This is a genomic window from Chitinophaga sp. sic0106 (genome assembly GCF_019219075.1).
GTDB lineage: Bacteria > Bacteroidota > Bacteroidia > Chitinophagales > Chitinophagaceae > Chitinophaga.
This window is the reverse complement of the sequence record NZ_JAHUWJ010000003.1, coordinates 478,424-494,977: the sequence shown is the minus strand read 5'-3', so window position 1 is coordinate 494,977 and position 16,554 is coordinate 478,424. Positions and strand designations below refer to the sequence as shown.

Genomic DNA, 16,554 nt, shown 5'->3' with positions numbered 1-16,554 from the left:
TAACCTCTGATAACCATGACAATCAAAGAAAATTATCAATTACTCAGATACTGGCGGAATACCCTTGCTGATGCCTCACGGGCAGTGGTAGAGGTGAGCAAGGTGAAACACCAATACGATGCACAGATCAATTTTGAAACCGGCCAGGTAAATAAGCAACAGGCAGCAACGCTGCTGGATCAAATTGAAGAAAAAAAGAATCATGCGGTTGGTCGTAAAAATGTAAACGATCCGGATTGGGAAATACTGGAGGAAGCCAGTATCATGATTGCTCCGTTTAGCGTCAATCCAACGCCTGAATACACAAAATATTCCGGAGAAAAAGGGACCAGCTATCCATTTTGGATTAAAGCTATTCTTGACAGAAGCGGACGACTCAAACCTGACGATGATACCTTTCCCTATATTCCCAGGCAGCACCTGGAACCACAGACTAACAACCATGTAAATTTTATTTTTTCCTCGGTTGATAAAATTGATAAGACTTTCGCCACCCCCTTTGCCGCTGATGGTGGATGGAATGCTTACTGGCATTATATACAGACCGCCTTTAAACGGATTACAGATATACCATTAGAGTCCTATGCTATCGAAACGCATACCGTTTCATTTTCAAATGTTATGGTAGAGTTTGATATGCTGGTAGGTGCAGCAGATGGTATCATTAAGCTCTATGATTACCTGTTGAGAGAAAAGGAGCTGCCGCCGCTACTAAAAAATATTACAAATAAACACTACGAGGCTATAAAATCTCTTTTAGCACCTGCTGACTTTGAAATGCAGTCAGCGCAGCACCTCGGTCAGATGGCATTTTCATACCCGCTGTCTATCTCACAGCGGAAAGCCCTCTATCATTTCCAAACCTTACAGGAAGGCGAGAGCCTGGCAGTAAATGGCCCTCCCGGGACAGGTAAAACAACCCTGCTACAAAGTATTGTGGCTAATCAGGTAGTACAAGGAGCTATAAGGGGAGGGAATCCTGCTGTCATAGTAGCCTGTTCTTCCAATAACCAGGCGGTTACCAATATTATCGACAGCTTTTTGCATGTTCCGCAAAAGGCCGGATTATTATATGAACGATGGTTGCCTGATGTGCATGGGTTTGGGTTGTATCTACCGGCACAAAGTAAAATTGTTACTGGAGGAATACCATACATAAAACGAAATGGATCAAAATACGATGGAGCACACGTCGAAAAGGAGAATCACCGTTACATTACAGAGGCAGAGAGAAACTTCCAAAATCAATTTGAAAAATATTTTAACCCGCAGGGATACAGCTTAGCGAAGGCAACAGACTTCATTCGGCAGCAATTAATTTACATACAAGCTCAACTGCAGGAGGGTATAGAATTATGGCAGGATTACAAAGCAATACCCGCGCTGTTACAGCAATTAGGAGTTGTGCCAGCCACCTATTTGCTGGATGATGCCGGATTAAAAATGCATGCACTGGAAAAGCTGAAAGCGGAGATGGTAGGCCTGGAAAATACTGTTCTCACCTATTTCGACAAGGAATCTATCTGGACTAAACTGTTTTCCTTCCTCCCAGCGATCAAAGAAAAGCGCGCAGCCAGGTTACGACAGATCTTCCGGGAGGCATCTTTTAATACTGATACCGTAAATTTCTATCGTCAGAAAGAAGTAATGGGATTCTTGGAAAGGCAGTTTAGGTTATTGAAACATGTGCAGCATATCCATCAGCAATGGGATGACTGGAAGCAAATGTACCAGATAGTATATAATCCGCCACTGGATGATGAAGGATTCAGATTAGCCGAAAGCCAGCAACGGTCCTATTTTTATGATGAACTGGAGATGGGACTGAAGTATGATCTCTTTTATCTGGCAATACATTATTGGGAGGGAAGGTGGCTCCTGGCTACAAAAGAAGCAGTGTGGGAAGAAAGGACAAGGAGAAATGGTAGAACAGATGCAGAAAACAGATGGTATCGTTTTGCCATGCTTACACCCTGTTTTGTTTCCACCTTTTTTATGACACCAAAGTTCTTTAGTTATTCCAAACATGTGAGTGGTAAAGGACCAGATAGCGTATGGGAAAATCCACCGTTGACAGCGTTTATCGATCTCCTGATCGTGGATGAAGCAGGGCAGGTAGCACCAGAAGTAGGAGTAGCAACATTCGGGCTGGCCAAAAAGGCAATTGTAGTGGGAGATACATTGCAGATTGAGCCTGTATGGAACGTTCCAAAGAAAGTAGATGTGGCGAACCTTTACAGATTCAACGTCATAAACCATCCGGATAACCATGCCGAACTAAGTACATTACATACAAAAGGATTCCTAAGTAGTTCCGGCAGTATGATGAAGCTTGCCCAGAAAACCTCCTGCTATCATTTGTTTCCACACATGGAACGTGGTATGATGCTTACAGAGCATCGGCGCTGCTACAATGAAATAATTGAATATTGTAACCGGCTAGCCTATGATGGCCTTCTGGAACCTAAAAAAGGGCCGGCAACCACTTTGCCCTTTGCTCCCATGCAATATCAACATAGCAAAGGGAATTCCAGGCAAATAGGTACTAGCAGGGATAATCCGGAGGAGGCCGCCGCTATTGCCCAATGGATCAAGGAACAGGCTAGTCAGTTGCTGCTGTATTATCAACAGGTGGAGAATAAAGCAGCCACCAAAGAAAACAGAGTACCAAAATCTGTGGGATTGCAGGATATCATTGGTATCATCACACCTTTCAGTAGTCAGAAACATCAGCTGACCAGCACGCTGCAGGGAGCTGGTATCAATATTGCCGGACTGACCATAGGTACTGTGCACGCCTTGCAGGGTGCAGAACGCCCGGTCATACTATTTTCTGCCACATATGGTATAAATGACCTGGAAAGTGGCTATTTTTACGATGCCGGCGTGAATATGTTGAACGTGGCCGTTTCCAGGGCAAAAGACTCTTTCGTGTTGTTTGGCTGTAAGGAGGTACTAAGGAAAAGTGCACAAACTCCTTCCGGAAAGTTATATCACTATATTGATAGCTTGTGACTTCTTGCTGCGCCGGCAGCCCGCACCATTCACAACAAATTTACCATCTCTCTAAAACCAAAAAATCCACCCACCCGCCATGCAGTCCTATGTTCGCAGCTTTAACGAAACCGATCGTGCCATGCTCTCCCTTGTTGGCGGTAAAGGTGCCAACCTCGGAGAACTTACCCATATCGAAGGCGTACACGTGCCTCCGGGATTTTGCATCACTACTGCCGCCTTTCAAAAAGTAATGGTAGCATCTCCCGAAATGAATAAACTACTGGAACAGCTGGCCTTACTACAAATCAGCGACCGCTCAGCAATTGCAGCCATAGGTAATGCCTTGCGTAGTATCATTGAGCATGCACCTGTTCCGGCAGACATCAGCGCAGCCATAACCATGCAGCTGCAAGGTTGGGAGTCCGTTCCGGTGGCCGTAAGGTCGAGTGCTACTGCGGAAGACTTACCCACAGCCTCTTTTGCCGGGCAACAGGATACTTATCTAAACGTGATTGGCATCTCCTCCATTTTACAACATATCAGCAAATGCTGGGCTTCCTTGTTCACGGAGAGAGCTATTATCTATCGTATACAAAATGGTTTCGATCACCGGAAAGTACAATTGGCAGTAGTGGTACAGCAAATGGTGTTCCCTTACGCATCGGGAATTATGTTCACCGCTGACCCGGTAACAGGCAACAGGAAAACAGTGGCAGTGGATGCTGGTTTTGGGCTGGGAGAGGCCATGGTAGCAGGCCTGGTTAATGCTGATCATTATAAAATACAGCAGGGAGCTATTATTGTCAGGGAGATACCAACCAAGCAACTCGGTATATTCGCGGTGCCGGAAGGAGGTACCCGGCAACAAGCCATTGCACACCACCAGCAATCCGCACCAGTGCTTACCGATGCTCAGCTGCTCGCACTGGCGCAGCTGGGGCGAAATATTGAAGCCCACTTCGGCCAGCCCCAGGATATTGAATGGTGCCTCGCAGGAGATACTTTCTATGTGGTGCAGAGTCGCCCTGTTACGACCCTATTCCCCATTCCGCAGGTAGATGACACCCACTTCCACGCCTACATCTCCGTAGGCCACCAGCAAATGATGACGGATGCCATGAAGCCACTGGGATTATCCCTGTTTCAGCTCACCACACCGCGACCCATGTACACGGCCGCCGGCAGACTATTCGTAGACGTTGCTCCGGACCTGGCCGTACCAGCCCGCAGAGCCATGTTTACAGGCGTGCTGGGGAAATCAGATCCGCTCATCAAAGACGCCGTGCTTACCCTGCTCCAACGTCCCGAATTCAAGGTCGACCAGGAAGATACCAACCCCGTGCCCATGCACGACTACAACGTCAAAATAGAATACGATCCGCATATCGTAGCAAAGCTGATCGCCGCTAATCAAGCCGCACACGAGCAACTCAAAGCCGATATAAAAGGAAAAACCGGAGTGGCGCTGATTGATTTTATCCTCTTGCATATCAGGGAGTCAGCAAAGGTCCTGTTTGATCCGCAAAGCTTAAACGTAATCATCACCGGCATGAATGCCGCCACCTGGCTCAATGAAAACATCCGGCAGTGGCTGGGCGATAAAAACGTGGCTGACACCCTCGCACAATCAGTACCCGATAATGTGACTTCCGAAATGGGGCTCCACCTCATGAACGTAGCAGATGTATTGCGCAACTACCCGGAAGTAGTGAACTTCTTGGAACACACCACCGCCGCAGATTTCCTGGACCAGCTGCCCGCTTTCGCTGGTGGTCAGCCATCCGCACAGGCTATCAAGGCATTCCTGGATAAATACGGTATGCGCTGCGCCGGTGAAATCGACCTCACTAAAACCCGCTGGGCAGAAAATCCGGCTATCCTCCTGCCAATGCTCCTCAATAACATCCGCAACTTTGAAACAGGTGCGGCTGCACGTAAATTTAACCAGGGTTTAAAAGCCGCCACTGACAAAGAAAAGGACATCCTCTCCCGCCTTGCAAAACTGCCCGGTAGTGAGGAAAAAGTAGCCGAAACGAAACGTATGATTCAGCTGGTACGGGGCTATAGTGGTTACCGTGAATACCCAAAATACAGTATCATCAGGCGTAATTTTATATACAAGCAGGCATTGATGGTGGAAGCGTTACAAATGCAGCAGGCCGGTGTAATACATGACAAAGAAGATATCTTCTACCTCAGTTTTGAGGAACTGCGGGATGCCATTAAAACTCAATACATCGATCAGCAACTGATCCGTGAAAGAAAAGCAGCATTTTTGACATTTGAAAAATTGATTCCTCCCCGTGTGATGACGTCCGACGGAGAAATCATAACCGGCAGGTATACACGTGATCACCTTCCGGCTAACGCCATCGCTGGATTGGCGGTATCATCCGGCGTCGTGGAAGGACGCGCCCGCGTGATCCCCGACATCACGGAGGCTCACCTGGAGAAAGGTGATATTCTCGTCACCGTGTTCACCGATCCAAGCTGGACACCGGTATTTGTAGGTATTGCAGGACTGGTAACTGAAGTTGGAGGATTGATGACGCACGGTGCAGTCATTGCCAGGGAATACGGACTGCCCGCTGTAGTGGGTGTGCAGGACGCTACCCAACTCATTAAAGACGGACAACAGATCAGGGTAAACGGAACCGATGGATTTATAGAAATACTATAGCAACACATTTATTTAGCCACCCAGTAAATCAAATAAAGCCAGAAAAGCCCTTTGATTAAAAAGAACATAAACCCCCAGAAACCGAGGCGCTTCAACCATTTTATGACTTTTTCCTTTCGGGTATTAGTTTTCATTACTAATCGAATTTGCTACGAATAGGTGTATAGCAAAAATAGGAGTTATTTACAGGTGATGAATGAGTTCGGGTAGAATTATTTCTCCTGAATATAAATACGCTCAATCGCTTCCACATACGGCCCCAGTGCCAGCCCATCATTCTGATTGCCAAAAATCACAATCGACAAATGTGCCTCCGGATATCTTACATAGTAAGAAGAAAAACCGGTAGTACCACCAGTGTGCACATAACGCTTCAGCCCATATTTCGTTTCAATTTCCCAACCATAGCCATAACCTAAAGAAGGTGTTGGCCAGGAGCCAGGGGTAAACATTTCCTTAAGCAAAGCAGGTTGTAATAAGCGTTTTGTATATAACGCCTGATCCCACTTGTAAAAATCATCTACAGAAGAATAAACACCGCCATCTCCCAACAGATAACTATACCTGCTCTGGTCCATCAGTTTCAACTGACCATCCCGCAGGTTGTAGCCATAGGCGCGGTTTAAAATCCTGGCATCCGGGGCATTGGTAGTGGTGTTCCGCATTTTCAGCGGCACAAAAATATTTTCTTTTAAAAACTGCGCAAATGATTTGCCCGATGCTTTGGCAACGATCAGCCCCAGCAACACATAGGCAGTGTTACTATACGAAAACCTGGAACCAGGCGTAAATGCAGCAGTGTCCTGCTGACTCACCAGCTCCAGTACATCTTCATCCGAGAGGGGAGTGGTGCGGTTGGCCGGCATCAAATTGCCATAGTCAGGTAAGCCTGCGGTATGGTGTAGCATACGCCTGATGGTTACCTCTTTACCATATGGTGGAAAACCGGGAAAGAATTTGGTAATCGGATCTTCCAGCGACAATTTCTTTTGCTGTGCCAGTATCAGCACCGCCATCGCTGTAAATTGTTTAGTCACGGAGGCGATCCGGTAATTGGTAGCAGGCGTGGCAGGTGTGTGCTGTTCTATGTTGGCCAGGCCAAATGCTTTTTTGTAACTGACCTTACCGTCTTTGATTACCAGTACGCTGATGCCGGTAGTGTTTTGCAGGTTATAGCTGCTAAAGAGGCTGTCGATACGTTGGCTGAATTGGGCCTGAACAGGCGTTGTTACTATCAGGAGTAACCATAGGATGGCGCAGGTGGCGAGTCTCATAATAAGAATTGGCAAATGGTGAAGCAAAACTCACGAGATCATTCTCCTGTAAGATATAAAAAAAATCATGGTACGGCCTACACAACCGTACCATGATAAGTTACTTTACAGAAGTGATCCATAACGAATTGCCATTCGTGTCTGCTATGCCTCCACTGCGGCCATAAGGCTGGTCTGCCGGCTCCATAATGCTGGTGCCACCGTGCTCCAGTGCCTTTTTGAATGTAGCGTCCGCATCAGGTACGTAAATGAATAGTCCCGCGGGTTGCGGACCATACTCGTTCGTGGCATTGCTGAACATAATGGTGGAATTGCCCAACTGCACTTCCGCATGGCGGATCGTTTTCCCATCCGGCTGCATGGACTTGTGAGAAACGGTAGCGCCAAATACCTGCTGCATAAAATCAAGGAATGCCGCTGCATCCTTAAGGATCAGGTAGGGCATAATGGTTTGGTGTCCTGTAGGAATGTTCATAGCTCAGTATTTTGATGAATTTTATACCACAAAACTAGTACCATCGGCATCCGCAGAATTGTAAAAAACCGACATTATTCCATCCAGTCGGTAGCGCCCGATTTACCGGAAAAGTATATCCTTGGATGTTGTCCTGAGAACTGGCTGAAGTCGTGTATAAAGTGCGCCTGGTCATAATAGCCGCATTCCAGTGCCAGGCTGGTGAGCGATATATTTTTATCGCCATAACGCTTCATGGCACCATGAAAGCGTGCAATGCGGGAAAATAACTTGGGCGTAAATCCCGTAAAATGGTGGAACTGCCGCTGAAACTGCCGCTCTGATAAATAATGCGAAGCGGCCAGGTCGGCAATGCTATGCTCTCCATGTGTATTGATAATGGCTGCAATGGCTTTAAACACCGGTGGCTCAGGCTTTTCTGTGGCGGCCAGCCGGCGCAGCAGAAACTGTTCTATCAGCTGTATGCGTTCGCGGTTGTTTGCTGCCTGGTAAATGCTTTCTTCCAGGGGAGCCGCTGCTGATTTTAAAAGGGATTGTAAGTCAGGCATCTGGTTGGTGACTTCCGCCGCCGGTATGCCAAATACTAACGGTATGGCTTGCGGGTACAGGTATACGCCTATCATACCAAAACCATTGTGGATGCTGAACCTGCTGACCTGCGCACTTTGCCCGTGTATGCCGGCGGTGAAGCTGGGCGTGGCACTGCCATCTCCCAGTAATTCATTAAACCTTCCATTGTAGTGAAACAGCAGTTCCGGGCACATATCCGCCAGCGAATGGTGGGTATAGCCTTCCTCGCTTTCCAGTATCCAGTAAAACCGGACAATGTGCTGCAGGTGCGCTTCGGGGTAAATGGTCAGGTATTTCATACCTTAAAGTTAGGTCGTAAAGTCCTATATTTACACCCTTCGGCCAACCAATTATGATGAAAAATTTAGTGACATCCCTTTTATTGCTGGCGGCTGCACCGCTGGCATATGCCCAGCAACAGTCAGCCTCCGTACCGGTTACCGCCGGTGTATCCAAACAGCTGGCAGTTCAGCGCTATAATAATATCAGCCATATTAATTATGCACTGTCGTTTAGTTTTCCTGCCAATAAAACTGCCACCATTCCTGCAAAAGAGAAAATTACCTTCTCCCTGAAAAATGCGCAACCTACTTTACAGCTCGACTTTAAACAACTTGCGCAAAGTATTACTACGCTCGTGGTAAATGGAAAAACGGTGACACCTGTTGTACAGGAAGAACATGTGGTGATAGCGCCCTCACTGCTGCTGCCTGGGAAAAATGAAATCGAAATTTCCTTCCTTGCCGGTGATGGCTCCCTGAACCGGAACAACGAATTTTTATACGCACTCTTTGTGCCCGACAGAGCAAGGTTTGTATTTCCCTGCTTTGATCAGCCGGACCTGAAGGCAACCTACGACCTTACTGTGGCCGCACCTTCCTCATGGACTGTGCTGGCCAATGGTACCACGAAGGATAGCATTGTGAATGCCGATGGTACCACCACCTGGCATTTTGCCACAACAGAAAAATTGCCTACCTACCTGTTCTCTTTTGTAGCAGGGATGTTTAAGTCGGCCGTGCAGGACATTAAAGGCCAGCCGGTGACTCTCCTCTATCGCGAAAAAGATCCGGGCAGCAATATCGACAGCATTTTCCGCCTGCATCGGGAGTCTGTCAGCTTCCTGGAAAAATGGACTGATATTCCTTATCCGTTCCAGAAAATGGGCTATGCCGCCATTCCGGATTTTCAGTTCGGAGGGATGGAACACCCTGGAGTGGTGCATTACAAGGCATCTGCTTTTTTCCTGCAAAGTCCCACCAAAGACCAGCTGCTGTCCCGTACCCAGCTGATTTCCCATGAAACGGCGCATATGTGGTTCGGTGACCTGGTGACCATGAAATGGTTCAACGATGTGTGGATGAAAGAAGTGTTCGCCAATTTCATGGCCGATAAAGTGGCCGAAGATATTCTGGGAGCGGAGCAGTTTAACCTGCGATTCCTGCAGGACCACTACCCCAGAGCGTATAATGTAGACCGTACAAAGGGCGCCAATCCTATCCGCCAGCAGCTGGATAACCTGAAGGAAGCCGGTACTATGTACGGCGATATCATTTACCACAAAGCGCCGGTGATGATGCGGCAGATAGAACTGCTCATGGGTAAAGATAATTTCCAGAAAGGTGTGCGGGAATACCTTAAAAAATATGCTTACAGCAATGCTTCCTGGGACGACCTGATTGCCATCCTCGCCAGGTATACCAAAAAGGACCTGTACAAGTGGAATGCCGTGTGGGTGAATCAACCTCACCGCCCGGTGTTTGATTATAAAATTGCTTATAGCGGTGATCGGGTAAAGGACCTGGAAATCACCCAGCATCCGGAGTTTGGTGGCAGTGAGGTTTGGCCGCAGCTGTTTGATATCGCTTTCGTATATCCGGATGGGGTAAAAATTATTCAGGCAGACATGGATGCCGCGAGGCTAAAAGTCAAAGGTGCTGCCGGGCTGCCGAAGCCGCAGTATATCCTCTTCAATGCCAGTGGCCTTGGTTACGGCCTGTTTCCAGCTGATACCGCCATCAACCGTTACCTATTTACCAATGGTACACCGCTGAACAGGGCATCGGCTTACCTGAACGCCTACGAGAACATGCTGGCGGGCCGGTATTATACGCCACAACAACTGTTGCAGCTCTTTGCTGCCGGCCTGGCAGTAGAAAAAGAAGAAACCAGCATTAAGCAACTCACCAATTACATCAGCACGCTGTACTGGGAGTTTACCAAACCGGAAGATCGTGCGCACATGGCCGTTAGGCTGGAGCATCAATTGTGGGAAGCCTTACAGCAACAGCAGGAGGGCAATAACCGCAAACTGATTTTTAAGGCTTATCAGGATATTTATACCTCAGCAACTGCCGGGGAGCGCATGTACCAGGTATGGGCGGCGCAACAGGCCCCTGAAGGGGTGAAGCTGGCAGAGGAAGACTATATCTCCCTGGCGCTTACCATCTCCCTGAAAAATGATACAGCCGTTCAGGTTATACCGCAGCAGATCAGTCGCCTCAAGGATGAAGATAAGAAGGACAGGCTGCGATTCCTGATCCCGGCGTTATCACCAAATGTGGCGGACAGAGACCATTTCTTTGCGTCACTCCGGGAGCGAAAAGGCCGCAGTAAGGAAGCCTGGGTGGTGTACGCCCTGTACTACCTGCACCATCCGCAGCGCCAGCAAACAGCGGTGAAATATTTACAGGAGAGTCTGGACCTGCTGGAAGATATCCAGCGTACCGGCGATATTTTCTTCCCTGCCAACTGGCTCAATGCCATTTTCGGTAACTACCAGGATGCGCAGGCCTGGAGTATTGTGCAAAGGTTCTTGGAAAGTCATCCTGATTATAATCCTAAGCTCAAAGCCAAAATATTACAATCTACGGATAACCTTGCCCGTGCGAGGCAGCTGTTACATTGATTGCTATTATTATGAAGACACCCCTCGGATATTAGCCACAGACCTAATCGGGCGTGCATGAGGCGCACAGCCTCACTCACTCCCGGGATCACCGGCACCGCAGCTGCCGGTGATCCCGGGCTCTAATACAGTTTCCTGCGTGGTAGTATGTACCCTGGCCTAACGGGGTCAACATCTCTGAAGGTTCCTTTGTACCACTCATCACTACCGGAGGATAATTTGGAAAATAAAAATCAAATTTTTTGTAGTATTGCTACATGATGTCCCCCAAGATTACTTATGAATACGAGCGCATAACTGATATTAAGCGCCTGAACTTTATTACTGACAGTCTGAAATCCGCTATTCCCGCCAACGGCCGCATACTCGATGTAGGATGTGGAAACGGGGTAATCACCCGCCATTTGGGTCAGTTTGGCTACGAGGTACTGGGTATCGATGTAAGCGAAAAAACCATCGCGGTAGCCCAAAGCAAAAACAACCTTCCAAATGTACAGTTTGCAGTGATCAGTGCAGAAGAACTGATTGCCAGCGGTCAGCAGTACGATGCTGTTATCTGTAGCGAAGTGCTGGAGCATCTTCACGAACCAGGTATGCTGTTGCATACGATTTACCAGTCGCTTAAGGATAATGGTACACTTATCGTTACGGTGCCCAATGGAATGGGTCCCCGGGAAGTATTGGTGACCAAGCCTATGCTGCGCCTGCGTAAGAGCCCGCGCCTGCAGGAGATGGTAAACAAGGTAAAGCGGATGCTGGGCTATAAAGGCACTACCGTGCAATCCCAGGCTGATAACCTCGATCACGTACAATTCTTTACCACAAAGGATTTGCAGCAGCTGGCAGCGGCCAACCGGTTTGAGATTATCCGTTTCTCCAAAACCAATTTTGTGGAAGATGTATTTCCGTTTTCACTCCTCACTAAAAAGATAAAACCGCTGCAGACGTTCGACTGCCAGGTGGCCGAAATATTACCGCTGGGCTGTACCGGCGGGTTCAATACCATCTGGAAAAAATCAAAATAATTACAGCCGGAAACCCTTTTGGGTATTGTGTTTCCGCAAATTGTGGAAAAGTTCTTTGCGCAGCGCGTGTTACATCGGAAAACAATAGATCTTATTTTTGCCAGATGAGATCGAGAAAGGCAGCTATTCCCCATTACAGACTACCGGACTACGTAAAGGCCGGCGTAGAGATACATACCCATGCGGATATGGTAATGGAGGTCTCCGAAAATCACGACCTCTTTTCCCCACACCGCGATGATCATTACCTGTTGGCCATCAGTTTTGACGGGCTTTTCCATGGTACTATTGATTTTAAATCTGTGGAGATGTCAGGGTCGTTTATCCTCATGATCCTGCCAGGGCAGGTGCACCTGCTCAAAGAGGTGACTAACGCCCGCGCCTATACGGTGAGCTTTGATACCTCGCTGGTGCCCGCCGCCCTCAAGCCTTACCTCGATCAATGGTTTGCCGCTAATACCGGCTTCAGGCCCACCGCCGGACTGCTGGAGCAATTGGACGAAATACTGGAAATCATGATCCGCCTCAAAGATGACCAACACAATGGTTTTAAGGCACTATCACTACATGGATTGCTGCAAGCCATGCTGGCACTTATAGCAGAAAACCTCGATGATTCAGGAGCCGATTTCCAACATAGTACCCGCGCGGCTATCATCAACAGGGAGTTTCAGCAGCTGCTGCAAAATCACTTTAAAGAGTGGAAAAGTCCGGGCGACTACGCCGGCGCACTGCATATTACTCCTACACATCTCAACGATACGATAAAGGATATTACCGGCCTTCCGGTATCACAGCATATACAGCAGCTGGTAGTGCTGGAAGCCAAGCGCATGCTGTATCATACAGGCATGACCGTTACAGAAATCGCTTACGACCTCGGCTATGAAGATGTAGGCTATTTCACCCGCCTGTTTAAAAAAGTAACCGGCAGCACCGCGCTGATGTTCAGGAAGCAATTCCGTGAATAGTCCTATCACTTCCCCCTTCGGTACCATTTTTCACTGCCGCAATGCGATTGCTTTGTGGTATGGAAACAATGACAAGAAAAAAGGACCTTTCATTTATCGAAAATATCTTCGTTAAATCCGCCACCATACTGGCTGTGCGCTGTTGGGAAACGGACGATTTCTATGAGCTGGACCTGCATCTGCCGCAGGCAAAACCTGAAGGGTGGACAACCGCGCAGCGTATTGCTACCCGCATCAGTAACTTCCACTATTGCGACTATACCCCCGCCAAATGGGATGTGGAAACCAAAACCTGCACCCTGTTTATTGATGGTAGTCATACCGGCCGTGGAAGCCAATGGCTGCGTACTTTGGAAGCCGGCAGTGAACTGCATTACGCCTCTATCGACTCTGTAAGGCATGCCCCGGTGCCGGGAACCGTACCTGTATTCATCGGGGATCATACTGCCATCGGCCATTTCAGCGCACTGCAGCAGCTGGCAGGCAAACAGGCCAACACCACCGGCTTCATGATGGTAAATAAGGCCGCCCACAAAGAGATGGTAGCAGAGAACTGTTCCTGGCTAAACTTACATACGATCTGCCGCCACGAAGATTACTTCACACAATTGGATAATTATCTCGCAGAACTGCCGCCGGAGAACAGTTATATATTCTACCTCGCTGGTAATTCAAAACTGGTAGGCAACACCCGTAAGTTTCTGCGGCAGCTCGGGATCGATAATGCCAGTATTAAAGCGCAAGGCTTCTGGTGATGGGAGCCTCTCCATGCGTATAAACGGTCTGCGCCCGGGCGCAGACCATTTATACAAAGTTACTTCTTCGGCGACCGCTGTGTAAAGAACCTCGGATAATACGCAAACGTACATAGGAAAAATTGCTGCATCACATTGTTCTGTGAGCGTACAATAATATTGCCGCCGGTATAGTTTTGCAACCCTTGATTCTGATGTAAAATATCAAAGGCTGCCAGTCGTACCTCGGCATTTTTTCCTTTCAGGAAACGATACGTCACGTCTGCCGACCAGATAGTAAACCGGTTACCCGGAATGCCCGTAGATATAGAAGTGGTGCGCTCCAGGCTGCTCTGCAATCGCAGTCCTTTTATCAACTGTACGCTACCGGCAAATTTGAGCGTGTTATTGGTCGCATCTGTACGGGTGGAACGATAACTTTGATCAGAAGTCGATTTCGAAAAATCTTCCCCGAATTTGAGCCGGAATCTATCCAGAACTTCATAATTGATGTTGATTCTAAAGCCTTTACTAACGGACGTGAAATCAGAGGAAGCACCATTTACGTAAGACGCATTTTTGTTGCTGTTATAGTACAAGGACGGTTCAAGATTCAGGGTGTGCTGTTTCATCTTAAAGCCTTTCCTGACATACAGGTTGCTGGTAAACTGTGTTTGGCCGCCGCCGTTGATAAAATAGCGTCTTGTTTTGCCATCCACGTCGTAGATAGTACTGTCTGTTACCGGATTGGCGGTGCGACTATAATTACTGTTAATCCCATAACTAAATGGATTTACGGCTGATTGCGTATTGAAGTTATAAGACAGTTGCAAACTATGTGTTTTCGCAGATTGCAGCTGCAGGTTACCGGTGGTGAGGTTCATCACCTGACTGCTATCCACCAGCGGCGCCAGCTGATCAATGCCGGGATAAGTCATACGCTGCTGATATATCAGGCTCGCATTGGTAGCACTTCTGTTATGCACGTATTTATTGTACCCGATCCTGGCACCGGGTAAGAAGTTACTATAGTTTCTGCTCAGGTTTTGGAATGCTTTCTCTGAATTGTTTTTCATAAAAAATATTTCCTGGTCCGCTGTCATGGTGAAGGAGAAATATCTGCTATAACGATTGATGAAATTCTTCGAAAACGTGCGGCTGATCTCTATTCCTGGTTTTTCCTTGAACTCAAGGCCGTTGCTGCGGTTAGATAAATCAGCATTTGATTGATAGGATTTACCGGTAGTGTCAAAATCGAATACACTCGCATTATTGCTGCGATTGTTAAGGGTGGCGTCGTTGTTAAGGCGGATATTGAGCTGGAGTAATTGCTGCAGGTGTTTAGACAGGAGCCAGCGTTCGAGCCGGGTTAGCTCAAACTCCAGCGATTGGCTGGTGCTTGCCGTTTGGTTGTTGTACCGGCGATTGAAATATTGATTTCTTTCAGGATCAATGAGCGAGTTGAAATCAGTGATCCTGTCGGCTATACTGTTGCTGCTATTATTTTTTAGTTCATAATCGAGCTGGTATTTGGGGCCTGCGTTTGGCTCATACCTGCCATAGGTCTGATTACCAAAGGTGAGGTCCAGCCCGAGGTTGCGGTGGTTATTGGTGTTAATGTTGCTATTGTTATTATTGCTCAGTACCTCATTTTTAGCATTAAAAGTACTGCTGGTATTACTGCTGGAGCCTTGGCCGGTGGTATAGCCTGCTGTTGCGTTCGCACGCAATACGCGCTTGTCAGTACCGAGGTTGTAGTAAGCGCTTCCATCCATTCCTGTTTGTGTGTTTACGCTGCTATTATTACTGTGGACCGTTTGGGACTGGCCTTCCGTGAGCAACGTGGTTTGCAGGGTGCTGCCAAGATTGGTGGTAGTGCCCTGATCAATCTTAGAGCTCCCACCCAGTGTGTTTTGGTTATTGTAATCGTTGCCGCCCTCCAGGAAGTCCTGCCGGAAAATCAGGCCACCGGAAAGTGATTTTCGGATACCTCTCTGCCGGAAATCCGGCTTGTAGCTACCCAGGCCGGAGAAGCTTTTATAAGAACCATTTTCCAGCAACTCATTCAGGCTGCCGGCGTTTTTATTAATGTTGTTGGTAGCACCTACTACTGCTAGTTGCGATTTGGAGGTATATGCACTTAACATGAGGTCCGCCTCATAGCGTTCATCCGAACCTGCACCCGCGGAAATCTTACCGAATTTCCCGGTTTTCCAGCCTTTTTTGAGCTTTATGTTTATATCAGTTGTGGAATCCTGTACTGGCTGCGAAGGGTCCGTTGCGCGTTGGTACACCTGAATTTTATCTACCGCCTGTTTTGGAATATTTTGTAATGCCATATTGATGTTACCACCAAAAAATTCCTTGCCATCTACCAGAATTTTGTTGACCGTACGACCGTTCACGGTAACCACCCCATCTCCCCAAACAGTTATACCAGGCAAGCGCTTAAACAGGTCCTCGATCACTGCGTTTGAATCCAGCCGAAAGGCATCTGCATTGAATTCCAGTGTATCGCCATTCATCTCCACGGGAGGCCGGGTAATCACAACGTCTTTAAGCGTGTGTGCCCCACGTTCCATGTTTATTACCTTAAGATCCAGTTTGGCAACAGCTTTCGGGATAGTAGTTTTGATGATATGAGGTTGGTACCCCATGAAGGTAACCACTACTTTCAGGGGTATATCCAACGGCACTTTCTCGATATGAAAATCCCCCAGGCCATCCGTTAGCTGAAAGGTGAGCAGGGTGGAGTCAGCTGCCCTGTACACCGCAATGGTGGCTGCCGGTAGCACAAAGTCATAAGCGGAATCTTTTACATTTCCATGAATACTGCCAGTGATAACGGTATCTTTTTTCTGCGCCTTGGTGGTTACGGCAATCATAACCAGAAAACATAGGGAAAGGACGGATTTCATTT

Annotated in this window: 10 protein-coding genes; 6 read left to right on the top strand and 4 right to left on the bottom strand. The window is 47.8% G+C overall.

Translation table 11 applies throughout. The features are described from left to right. Positions 1 to 15 precede the first annotated feature (15 nt). Both KW844_RS06985 and rph read left to right on the top strand, forming a co-directional pair. Entirely contained in the window at positions 16 to 3,015 is a 3,000-nt protein-coding gene (locus tag KW844_RS06985) for an AAA domain-containing protein (RefSeq protein ID WP_218375991.1), read from the top strand. Between the two features lie 79 nt (positions 3,016 to 3,094). Then, positions 3,095 to 5,677 carry a rifamycin-inactivating phosphotransferase gene (gene rph / locus KW844_RS06980; protein ID WP_218375990.1) on the top strand — a complete coding sequence of 861 codons (2,583 nt, stop codon included), beginning with the start codon at positions 3,095 to 3,097 and terminating at the stop codon, positions 5,675 to 5,677. A 212-nt stretch (positions 5,678 to 5,889) separates the two neighbouring features. Here rph and KW844_RS06975 read toward each other — a convergent pair whose 3' ends face one another. The 3 genes from KW844_RS06975 to KW844_RS06965 form a co-directional block, all read right to left on the bottom strand. Continuing rightward, on the bottom strand, positions 5,890 to 6,951 hold the full coding sequence (locus KW844_RS06975) for a serine hydrolase (RefSeq protein ID WP_218375989.1): 1,062 nt from the start codon (positions 6,949 to 6,951) through the stop codon (positions 5,890 to 5,892). Between the two features lie 100 nt (positions 6,952 to 7,051). Beyond that, on the bottom strand, positions 7,052 to 7,426 hold the full coding sequence (locus KW844_RS06970; protein WP_218375988.1) for a glyoxalase/bleomycin resistance/extradiol dioxygenase family protein: 375 nt from the start codon (positions 7,424 to 7,426) through the stop codon (positions 7,052 to 7,054). Between the two features lie 74 nt (positions 7,427 to 7,500). Beyond that, on the bottom strand, positions 7,501 to 8,295 hold the full coding sequence (locus tag KW844_RS06965; RefSeq protein WP_218375987.1) for a DUF6597 domain-containing transcriptional factor: 795 nt from the start codon (positions 8,293 to 8,295) through the stop codon (positions 7,501 to 7,503). A gap of 53 nt (positions 8,296 to 8,348) precedes the next feature. On the opposite strand from KW844_RS06965, the gene KW844_RS06960 reads away from it, so the two are divergent. The 4 genes from KW844_RS06960 to KW844_RS06945 all read left to right on the top strand — a co-directional run bounded on the left by KW844_RS06960 (position 8,349) and on the right by KW844_RS06945 (position 13,655). Next, positions 8,349 to 10,904, top strand: a complete 2,556-nt coding sequence (locus KW844_RS06960) for a M1 family aminopeptidase (RefSeq protein ID WP_255578260.1) — start codon at positions 8,349 to 8,351, stop codon at positions 10,902 to 10,904. 257 nt (positions 10,905 to 11,161) lie between these two features. Further along, positions 11,162 to 11,929, top strand: coding sequence for a bifunctional 2-polyprenyl-6-hydroxyphenol methylase/3-demethylubiquinol 3-O-methyltransferase UbiG (locus tag KW844_RS06955; RefSeq protein WP_218375986.1), 768 nt, complete (start codon positions 11,162 to 11,164; stop codon positions 11,927 to 11,929). A 104-nt stretch (positions 11,930 to 12,033) separates the two neighbouring features. Next, entirely contained in the window at positions 12,034 to 12,900 is an 867-nt protein-coding gene (locus tag KW844_RS06950; RefSeq protein WP_218375985.1) for an AraC family transcriptional regulator, read from the top strand. A gap of 68 nt (positions 12,901 to 12,968) precedes the next feature. Further along, positions 12,969 to 13,655 (top strand): SIP domain-containing protein, encoded by a 687-nt coding sequence (locus tag KW844_RS06945; protein ID WP_218375984.1) that lies wholly within the window; start codon positions 12,969 to 12,971, stop codon positions 13,653 to 13,655. Between the two features lie 59 nt (positions 13,656 to 13,714). On the opposite strand, the gene KW844_RS06940 is transcribed toward KW844_RS06945, so the two are convergent. Then, the gene (locus KW844_RS06940; RefSeq protein ID WP_218375983.1) at positions 13,715 to 16,552 is read right to left on the bottom strand and encodes an outer membrane beta-barrel protein; all 2,838 of its coding nucleotides are present in this window, start codon (positions 16,550 to 16,552) and stop codon (positions 13,715 to 13,717) included. Between the last annotated feature and the right edge of the window lie 2 nt (positions 16,553 to 16,554).